Annotated in this window: 9 protein-coding genes; 3 read left to right on the top strand and 6 right to left on the bottom strand. The window is 30.3% G+C overall.

Going from position 1 to position 8,320, the window contains the following annotated elements; genetic code table 11:
- The 6 genes from ACTT9D_RS03835 to hflK are packed head-to-tail and all read right to left on the bottom strand — an operon-like array spanning position 1 to position 6,311.
- On the bottom strand, positions 1 to 1,767 hold the full coding sequence (locus tag ACTT9D_RS03835) for an acetolactate synthase 3 large subunit (RefSeq protein ID WP_440930535.1): 1,767 nt from the start codon (positions 1,765 to 1,767) through the stop codon (positions 1 to 3).
- A gap of 53 nt (positions 1,768 to 1,820) precedes the next feature.
- Positions 1,821 to 2,729, bottom strand: coding sequence for a tRNA (adenosine(37)-N6)-dimethylallyltransferase MiaA (gene miaA / locus ACTT9D_RS03840; RefSeq protein ID WP_440930536.1), 909 nt, complete (start codon positions 2,727 to 2,729; stop codon positions 1,821 to 1,823).
- A complete protein-coding gene (locus ACTT9D_RS03845; RefSeq protein ID WP_440930537.1) occupies positions 2,730 to 4,133 on the bottom strand; it encodes a Do family serine endopeptidase in 1,404 nt (467 codons plus the stop codon).
- A gap of 1 nt (position 4,134) precedes the next feature.
- Positions 4,135 to 4,320, bottom strand: coding sequence for a DUF2065 domain-containing protein (locus ACTT9D_RS03850; RefSeq protein ID WP_440930538.1), 186 nt, complete (start codon positions 4,318 to 4,320; stop codon positions 4,135 to 4,137).
- A gap of 11 nt (positions 4,321 to 4,331) precedes the next feature.
- Positions 4,332 to 5,207, bottom strand: a complete 876-nt coding sequence (gene hflC, locus ACTT9D_RS03855) for a protease modulator HflC (RefSeq protein WP_440930539.1) — start codon at positions 5,205 to 5,207, stop codon at positions 4,332 to 4,334.
- Positions 5,208 to 6,311 (bottom strand): FtsH protease activity modulator HflK, encoded by a 1,104-nt coding sequence (hflK, locus tag ACTT9D_RS03860; protein ID WP_440930540.1) that lies wholly within the window; start codon positions 6,309 to 6,311, stop codon positions 5,208 to 5,210.
- A 50-nt stretch (positions 6,312 to 6,361) separates the two neighbouring features.
- Here hflK and ACTT9D_RS03865 point away from each other — a divergent pair, with 50 nt between their 5' ends.
- From ACTT9D_RS03865 to ACTT9D_RS03875, 3 genes are read left to right on the top strand one after another with little or no spacing between them, the layout of a single operon-like run.
- Positions 6,362 to 7,186: an Mrp/NBP35 family ATP-binding protein gene (locus tag ACTT9D_RS03865; RefSeq protein WP_440930541.1), complete on the top strand. Its 825-nt coding sequence runs from the start codon at positions 6,362 to 6,364 to the stop codon at positions 7,184 to 7,186.
- A gap of 36 nt (positions 7,187 to 7,222) precedes the next feature.
- Positions 7,223 to 7,894: a glycosyltransferase gene (locus tag ACTT9D_RS03870; RefSeq protein ID WP_440930542.1), complete on the top strand. Its 672-nt coding sequence runs from the start codon at positions 7,223 to 7,225 to the stop codon at positions 7,892 to 7,894.
- On the top strand, positions 7,894 to 8,205 hold the full coding sequence (locus ACTT9D_RS03875) for a hypothetical protein (RefSeq protein ID WP_440930543.1): 312 nt from the start codon (positions 7,894 to 7,896) through the stop codon (positions 8,203 to 8,205). The genes ACTT9D_RS03870 and ACTT9D_RS03875 overlap by 1 nt, the downstream gene beginning before the upstream one ends.
- Positions 8,206 to 8,320 lie beyond the last annotated feature (115 nt).

Below are 8,320 nucleotides of genomic sequence, written 5' to 3' on the forward strand. Positions count from 1 at the left end.
TTAAACTAACGCTTTACCTTTACCAGTAATTTTATTTTCCTCTTGTTCGTTTGGACCTAGTATCATTTGATTGTGTGGTTTACCTGAAGGTATCATTGGAAAACAATTTTCATTTGGATCAACATGGCAATCAAAAATTACTGGGCCTTTATGATCCACCATTTCTTGAATCTTTTGATCTAATTCATCAGGTGTTTCTGCTTTTATTCCTTTACATCCATAAGCATCTGCCATTTTCATAAAATCTGGTAATGCTTCTGAATAACTCTCAGAATAATTTTTTTCATGTAAAAGTTCCTGCCATTGTCTCACCATTCCCATGTATTGGTTATTTAAAATAAATATTTTTATTGGAAGATTGTACTGAACTGCAGTAGACATCTCTTGCATTGTCATAAGAACAGAAGCTTCTCCAGCAATATCAACTACTAATTTTTCTGGATGAGCTATTTGAACACCAACTGCTGCAGGCAATCCGTATCCCATAGTTCCTAGCCCACCAGATGTCATCCATCTATTTGGTTTATTGAATTTATAATGTTGAGCGGCCCACATTTGATGTTGGCCTACTTCAGTAGTAATAAATGTGTCTTGATTTTTTGTTAATTCATACAGCCTTTGAACAGCATGTTGGGGTTTTACAGTTTCATTACTATTAATAAAGTTTAATGAATTTTTTTGTCTCCATTTTTGGATTTGTTCCCACCATTTTGAAATTTGCTGCTTATTAGATTTATTTAAATTTAATTTTTTCTTATTTATTGTCTTTGTAATTTTATTGATAACGTCATTAACATCTCCAACTAATGCTAAATCAACTTTGATAATTTTATTTATTGATGATGGGTCAATATCTATATGAACCTTTTTTGATTTTGGTGAAAATTCATCTATCTTACCTGTTATCCTATCATCAAATCTTGCGCCAATATTTATTAATAAATCACAGTCATGCATTGCATTATTTGCTTCATAAGTACCATGCATTCCAAGCATTCCTAAAAATTGACTATCATCTCCTGGATAAGCACCTAAACCTTGTAATGTAGAAGTGATAGGAAATCCTGTAAGCTGAACTAATTCTCTCAATGCCTCACTTGCTTGCGGTCCAGAATTTATAACGCCACCACCAGAATAAATAATTGGTTTCTTTGCTTTGGACATCATTTCAATTAATTTATCTACTTCTTCTTGGGTGAAACGATTTAAAGAAGAACCATTTAATTTTTTTTCAGCTTTTGGTTTTGAATATTTTGATTTTGCAAACTGAATATCTTTAGGAATGTCTACTAATACTGGACCTGGTCTACCTGTTGTAGCAACCTTAAAAGCCTCATGTAATATTTTAGATAAATCTTTTATATCTTTTACTAACCAATTATGTTTAGTGCATGGTCTTGTAATTCCTGTTGTATCACATTCTTGAAAAGCATCTGTTCCAATTAAATGAGTTGGAACTTGCCCTGAGATACAAACTAATGGTACCGAATCCATGTAAGCATCTGTTAAAGCGGTAACAACATTTGTTGCTCCGGGACCAGATGTTACAAGTACAACACCAGGTTTTCCTGACGACCTTGCATAACCTTCTGCTGCGTGACCCGCCCCTTGTTCGTGTCTAACTAAAATATGTTTTATTGAATCATGATTTTTTAATTCATCATAAATTGGAAGAACTGCGCCACCTGGATATCCGAAAATATATTCAACCTCTTGATCTTCAAGGCACTTGAATACTATTTCTGCTCCAGTTAATAATTTTGACATTTACACAATCTAGCTGAAGTTGTGCTCTTTGGTCAAGAATTAGAATTAAAAAATTAAATTTTTTTTAAAAATCTATTAAGGCTATGTGGTTGGATCTTTATCCAATCAGACATGTTTCCTCTGCTCCATGTGGATTGACGCTTTGCATATTGTCTGGTCTTTATAGCAATTTTTGTAATTATCTCATTTAAATCTGCTTTTTTATCCAAATAATCTGAAATTTCATTAATCCCAATTGCTTTAGTTGCAGTTTTGTCTTTTTTGACTTTTAGTTTCAAAAACTTTTGAACCTCATTGACCGCACCATCCTTAATCATTTTTTTGGATCTAACATATATCCGTTCAACCAGTTTCTCTCTAGGATAATCAATGTAAATTTTAAAAAAGTTATCTTTATCATAAATTGATTTTGTATTTTTATACCAATCTACTAATGATTTATTTGTGTGATACTTTACTTCATATGCTCTGATTGATCTTTGTATATCATTTGGATCAATTTTATTTTTGATCTTTTTATCAAGTATCATTAATTTTTTATAAAATTTTTCTTGACCAATTTTTTTATTTAATAATCTAATTTTGTTTCTTATCTTAAAAGGAATATTAGGAATCTTGATCAATCCATCTGTTAAAGATTTAAAATATAGGCCTGTACCACCAACTAAAATGGGAACTTTCTTTCTGTTTTGTATTTCTGTAATTTTTTTTTTAGATAACTTTAACCAATCTCCAACTGAAAAATTTTTTTTAACTGACTGAAAACCATATAAATGATGTTTTGTATTTTGATAATCTTTTATTTTTGGTCTTGCTGATAATATTTGGAGTTCTTTATAAACTTGCATACTATCGGCATTAACTATCTCACCATTAATTTTTTTTGCTAGCTTAATTGCAAATTCAGATTTTCCTGATGCAGTTGGTCCTGAGATTAAAACTATCTTAGAACTTAGATTCATTTAATCTAATTTGACACCAATATATCTTCTTTGATTTTCATTATTGTAAATCGCGAATAAAATAGTCTTTTGGTTTGATCTTAATACTTGTTTTACAACCTGTTTTAAATCACCAATAGTTTTTATTTTTCTTTTTTGAGCTTCAACAATAATGCTATTAACTCTTATTGAGTTAATTAATGGACTGTCATTTTCAATCTTAGTGATTACAAGTCCTGTTGTTCCCTCAGGAAGATTTCTAGTTTTAATATCTTCATCTGTTAAACTTTTTACAGTAATCTTAAGATCTTCAACTATAGTATCTTTTGGAGTTGCTTTTTTTGTTACTTTAAAATCTTCAGAGGTTTCTAGCCTACCAAGCTTAACTTTTTTAGATATTTCTTTTTTATTTCTCCAGATTTTTACTTCAACATTCTTTCCAACTTCTGTTTGAGCTACAATAATTGGAAGCTGTTTCATTTCTTTTATTTCTTTACCATTAAATTCTAAAATAATATCTCCAGCTTCTATTCCAGCTTTATCAGAGGGACTTCCTTCTGCAACACTTGCAACTAATGCACCTCTTGGTTTATCCAATTCTTCAATCTCAGCAATTTCCTTTGTTACATCTTGAATTCTAACACCTAACCACCCTCTTTTTGTTTCACCAAATTTTATTAACTGATCTATTACAACTTTTGCACTGTTTGATGGAATAGAAAAACCAATACCTATTGAACCACTTCTACCAAGTATTGCAGTGTTAATTCCAATAACATCTCCTTGCATATTAAATAATGGACCACCAGAATTACCTGAATTTATAGAAGCATCTGTTTGAATATAATCTTCATATCTTGAAAGACCGATAGATCTATTTCTAGCTGAAATAATTCCTGATGTTACTGTGCCACCAAGACCAAAAGGATTACCAATTGCAATAACCCAATCACCTATTCTTGCTTTATCTGAATCTCCAAATTTTACAGGTGTGAAAGTTTCATTTGTATTCAATTGTAAAACTGCAATATCTGACAAGGGATCAGTCCCTATCACATCAGCTTTGAATTCTTTATCTCCATCTACTCTAACAATAATGTCATCTGCATCCTGGATCACGTGATTATTTGTTATGACAATACCTTTTTTATCAATAATAAAACCAGAGCCTAGAGCACTTGATTTTCTCTCTTGAGGAGTTCCAAATTCTTTAAACATATCTTCAAATGGAGATCCTGGAGGAAATTGAAATGGAAATGGATTTTGATTTGAAACAACTGTTGTAGTTGTTGAAATATTTACTACTGAAGGCATTAATCGTTCAGCTAAATCAGCAAAAGATGCTGGAACTGAGTTAGAATTAGAATTTGTTGAAATTGATAATGTTAAGAAAAAGCTGATTATAAATGTTTTTAATGTTTTCATATTATTGTTTAATAAAGTAAATAATTACAAATCCTAAGATTGCAAAAATTAATCCTCCAGTTCTAAGTTGTTTATCATCTATGATTTCTAGTTTTTTCAACATACTTTTCATTTTTGATGGAAATAAGGCATATAAAAGTCCTTCTATAAATAAAAAAAGTCCAAAAGCTATTACTAGCTCATTCATATTATGAAGAATTATTGTTGTTGAATTTTTGGTTTTATATTTCCAAAAAATTTAAAGAACTCACTGTCAGGAGATAAAATAAGAGAAGTTTCTCCTCCGATTAATGCCTTTTCATAAGCTTGCATAGCTCTATAAAATGCAAAAAACTCAGGATCTTGACCAAAGGCTTCCGCAAAAATTTTATTTCTTTGACCATCACCTTCCCCTTTCATAATCTGAGACTCTTTTTCTGCGTCTGCTAAGATTACTGTTACTTCTTTATCGGCTGTAGATGTAATTGTTACAGCCATTTCAGCGCCTTTCGCTCTAAATTCTTTTGCTTCTCTCTCCCTTTCAGTCTGCATTCTTCTAAAGATTGCATCACTATTAGCTTGAGGAAGATCTGCTCTTTTAATTCTAACATCATTAATTTTAATTCCAAAATTTTGAGCTTCTTTATTTACACCTTCTTGAATTAACGCCATCTGTTTTGATCTGTCTTCTGATAACAACGTTTGAAGTTCTTGTTGACCTAAAACATTTCTAATTCTTGAATTTAAAATTGTAGCTAATCTAGATCTTGCTACTCTCTCATTTCCAACTGAAATATAAAATTTAAGTGGGTCTATAATTTGAAATCTAGCGAAAGCATCTACAATTAATCTTTTTTGATCTGATGCAATTACTTCTTCTGGTGGTGTATCAAGATTTAAAATTCTTTTATCTAAGTAAACAACATTTTGAATGAAAGGAATTTTAAAATTTAGACCAGGTTTTGAAATAATTCTTTTTGGATCACCAAATTGAAGAACAATCGCCTGATTAACTTCTTTAACTATAAAAATAGAGAAGAAAGCTAAGACTGCTATAGCTACAATTAATCCACCTATAATTTTCATTGCTTTCATTTAATTAGTCACTTTCTTTTTAAGCTCTGGTAAAGGTAAATATGGCACTACCCCTGACCCAGCATTTTTTTCAATAATTACTTTATCAATATCAGCTAAAACTTTCTCCATAGTTTCTAAATACATTCTTTCTTGTGTAACAGATTTTGCATTTTTATACTCATTGTAAATTGATATAAATCTACTAGCTTCACCCTCTGCTTTTGCTACAACTTCTTTTTTATAAGCCTCAGCAGCTTGTAAAATTTTTGCAGCTTCTCCACGCGCTCTTGGGATTACATCGTTTGCATAAGCCTCAGCTTCATTCTTAGATCTTTCCATGTCAGCTCTTGCTGCCTGTACATCTCTGAATGCATCAATTACTTGATCAGGTGGATCAGCTTTTTGAGTTTGAACCTGAGTTATTTGAATACCACTTGAGTATTCATCTAAAATATTCTGAATAATTTCTTGAGTTTCTGTTTCAGTTATTGATCTACCTTCGGTAAGTATCGGCTGAATATCAGATCTGGCTATAACTTCTCTCATAGCTGTTTCTGCTGCAGCTTTAACTGTTCCCTCAGGGTCTTGGATTTTAAATAAAAAATTTCCAGCATCTTTAATTACCCAAAATACTGAAAAGTCTATGTTAACAATATTTTCATCACCGGTTAACATCAAACTTTCTTGAGGGACATCTGCTACTCCACCACTTGTAGAAAACCCGCTATCTCTTTCTGATCTAAAACCTATATCAATTCTATTAACTTTTGTTACTTTAGGCGTAATCACAGACTCAACTGGAAACGGGATATGATAGTTCAACCCAGGTTGAGTAGTTTTTACAAATTTTCCAAATCTTAGCACTACACCCTGTTCATCTGGTAATACTCTATAAAGTCCACTTGCTAACCAGACAAATCCTAAAATTAATAAAACTAAAATAGCTTGTTTACTACCTGAACCAGATCCACCAGGTAAAAAATTTTTTATCTTGTCTTGAAATTCTTTAATGATTTTATCAACATCTGGGGGTGTTGGTCCTCGTCCAGATCCATTACCGTTACCCCCTGGAGGAGATCCCCACGGGCTTCCACCGCCTCTTTGTTGAAAATTGTCAGACATACACTATCTATATAGTGTCTTAAATTTCAAAAACAAGGTAAGAAGAGATTATGCCAGATAAAAAACCTGAACTTAGTGCCGCAATGAAAAGCAAAATGGAGCCAAAAGTATTTAAGAAAAACCCTATTTCAGGAACGAAATTTACAATTGCAATATCTAGTGCAAAAGGTGGAGTTGGAAAATCTACTTTTGCAACGAATCTTGCATTAGCATTAAATAAAGTTGGATGCAAAGTTGGTATTTTAGATGCAGATATATACGGACCTTCAATACCAAAAATGTTTGATATAAATGAAAAACCAAAGAGTGATGGACAAAAACTTGATCCAATTACAAAATATAACATTCAATGTATGTCTATTGGTTTTCTTGCTGACCAACAAACACCAATGATATGGCGTGGCCCAATGGTTACAAGTGCAATAAAAACATTTACTCAAAAAGTAAATTGGAAAGATTTAGATTTTATAATTGTTGATATGCCTCCTGGAACAGGTGATACACAACTTACTTTTTCTCAAGAAATTAAAATGGATGGAGCAATTATTGTTTCAACACCTCAAGAGGTGGCTTTGCTAGACGTCAAAAGAGGAATAAAAATGTTTGATAAACTTGGTGTTAAAATTCTTGGATTAGTAGATAACATGAGTCACTTTACGGGTGATGATGGAAAAAAATATTCAATCTTTGGCGAAGGTGGAGTTAAAAGAACAGCTAATGAATTTAAAAAGGAATTTTTAGGTGAAGTACCTATTAATCCCGATGTTGGAAAATTTGGTGACAAAGGAAAACCAATAGTTGAAGAAAATCCAGAACATGAAATATCAAAAATATTTTTAAGCTTTGCAAAAACTATCAAGAGTATATATTTTTAAAAAAAAATTAATAATAAAATCTGTACTAAAACTTACTTGCAAAACTTAACATTAATCATTCCTGCCAAAGACGAATCTGAATCACTTCCTAGTGTATTGGATGAGTTGAAAAAGTATAATTGTAAAATAATGGTTATATTAGAAAAAAATGATGAGCCTACAATTAATTCAATTAAAAATTATGATTTACAAATAATTTATCAATCAGGCAAAGGTTATGGTAATGCATTAATTGAAGGGATAAATAATGTGACCACAGAATTTTTATGTATATTTAATGCTGATGGTTCTTTTAATCCAAAATATTTAGATAATATGCTAAAAAAAGTTAATTCTACTTTTGATTTGGTATTCGCTTCCAGATACATGGGTAATGAAAGTGGTAGCGAAGATGACACTCTTTTAACTAAGATTGGAAATTATTTTTTTTCTTCGATTGGAAATATTTTTTTTTCTTTAAATTTATCAGATATTCTCTTTACGTATATTTTAGGTAGATCAAAGTCATTTAAATTTTTGAGCCTAAATTCTAATGATTTCTGTCTGTGTGTAGAAATTCCCATTAAAGCTAGAAGAAAAGGAATTCAATTTACAGACATGCCAAGTTTTGAAAGAAAAAGAATAGCAGGTAAAAAAAAAGTAAATGAATTTAGAGATGGATTTAAAATTTTAATATATTTAATTAAAATTTTTTTCAAGAAAAATTAATGCGTTTTTTGATAACTTCTATACTAGAATTATTTGATAAATTTCATAAAAAAAAAATTCTTAATCACTTAAGATCAATTTTCAAAAACAATATTGATGTATTTTTTGATGTTGGCTCACATCGAGGAGAAAGCATCAAAACAATTATAAAAAATTTTAAAATTAAAGAGATACATGCATTTGAACCAAGTCCGATAAATTTTGAACATCTATTAAAAAATACGTCTAATTTAAATGTAACTTGTCAAATTTTTTTAAATAAATTTGGACTTGGAAATGAAAAAGTTTTTAAAAAATTTAAACTAAATTAATTAACTTCCTTCTCAAAATTTTATTTGCTTAAATTGGTAATTTTATATTTTTAAAAAAAAAACTTACTATTAAATCTAGGAAGTAAAAAAAATTACTTCACAGAATATGAATTAG

The organism is Candidatus Pelagibacter sp. (assembly GCF_052049815.1).
Lineage (GTDB): Bacteria > Pseudomonadota > Alphaproteobacteria > Pelagibacterales > Pelagibacteraceae > Pelagibacter.